The 1,390-nt window shown below is 58.7% G+C and carries 2 protein-coding genes; both read right to left on the bottom strand.

Annotated elements, in window-relative coordinates:
• On the bottom strand, positions 1-572 hold a 572-nt coding region (locus tag VZ95_RS16160), incomplete at its 3' end, for an ABC transporter permease (RefSeq protein ID WP_045776776.1).
• Between the two features lie 110 nt (positions 573-682).
• Positions 683-1,390 (bottom strand): ABC transporter substrate-binding protein (locus VZ95_RS16155; protein ID WP_045776775.1); only part of this gene is annotated, 708 nt, incomplete at its 5' end.

Below are 1,390 nucleotides of genomic sequence, written 5' to 3'. Positions count from 1 at the left end.
ACCATGAAGAAGGTGAAAAGGTGGACCAGCGCCAACACCACGGCGAATTCCGAAAACAGCAGCCATTCCAGCGGCGCATCGATTACGCCCATTCCCGCAAGCCCCTGATTGACCAACCCGTTGCGCCCCAAGAGCGGAATCCAGGCGATCATGCGGATGACATTGGAGGTCCAGAAGGGAATCGTGCACAGCAGCGATAGGGTGATCTGCCAGGTTTTCGATTTGACGTGAAAGGCGAGGAAATAGGCGACCGTAAAGCCGATCCCTAAGGTCAAGACCCAGACCAGAAAGCAGAGCTTCAACGTTTTGGCGTAGGTTTTCAGAATGGTGCAGAGGTTCGGCAACTCGGCCAAACAGCCTTCGAACGTGTCACTATACCCGCGCCCGGAAAAGGCTGGGATCATCTCATAGTCATTATAATCCCAGAAACTCACCATCACGACGAGCGCCAGCGGCAGCAGGAAGAAAAAGCCGAACACGAGGCTGAGCGGCAGCGCTTGCAGCCACGCGGTCGCTTCCGCCGAAAGGCGCGTTAGGCGCTTGGGGGTATCGGTCGGTCCGGCTGCGGCCATGCGGGAGGCTTTCGCGGTTGAGAGAGTAGAAAAACGCGGCCCTGTATGGGGGGACACAGGGCCGCGCCGTCAAAGGATCGGAGCCGGGCTAGGCCCGATCCGCTTGAAGCTTACGCCGCGATGAATTCGTTCCACTTGCGGACCATGTAGTCATTTTCGTCCATCACGGCGTTCCAGCAGGCGACATTGCCCATGCGGTCGTCATAGGAGCCGCCGTCGCGCAACGCCCCTGCCTTTTCCAGCAACGAGCCATCGGGCGCGAGAATGTCTTTTTCGGCGGCTTTGCCTTCCATCCAATAGGCCCATTCGAAGGGGGCCATATTGGCTTTCGCGGTCGAGAGCACCGCCGAATAATAGCCCTGACGGTTGAGATACGCCCCGGCCCAGCCCGAGAGGAACCAGTTCACGAACTCATAAGCCCAATCGAGCTTCGCGCCGGTGACGCCCTTCGAGACGCAGAAGCCCGACGCCCAGGAGCGATAGCCTTCTTTCAGCGGCTGGAAGGTGCAAGGAATGCCCATCGAGCGAACCTTGGTGACGGCGGGCGACCACATCGACTGAATAACCGTTTCGCCCGACGCCATCAGATTGACGCTTTCGTTGAAATCCTTCCAGAAGGCGCGGAACTGGCCGTTCTTTTTGGCTTCGGTCAGGATTTTCATGGTCAGGTCGATCTCGGCGCGGGTCATATTGCCCTTGTCGGCGTATTTATGCAGCCCCGCCGCTTCCACCACCATCGCCGCATCCATGATGCCGATGGAGGGGATGTTGAGGATCGAGGCCTTGCCCTTGAACTCCGGGTTCAGCAGTTCCGACCA

It is taken from the genome of Elstera litoralis, from assembly GCF_000963705.1.
GTDB lineage: Bacteria > Pseudomonadota > Alphaproteobacteria > Elsterales > Elsteraceae > Elstera > Elstera litoralis.
The sequence above is the reverse complement of the archived record's forward strand: the minus strand, read 5'-3'. Positions and strand labels throughout refer to the sequence as shown.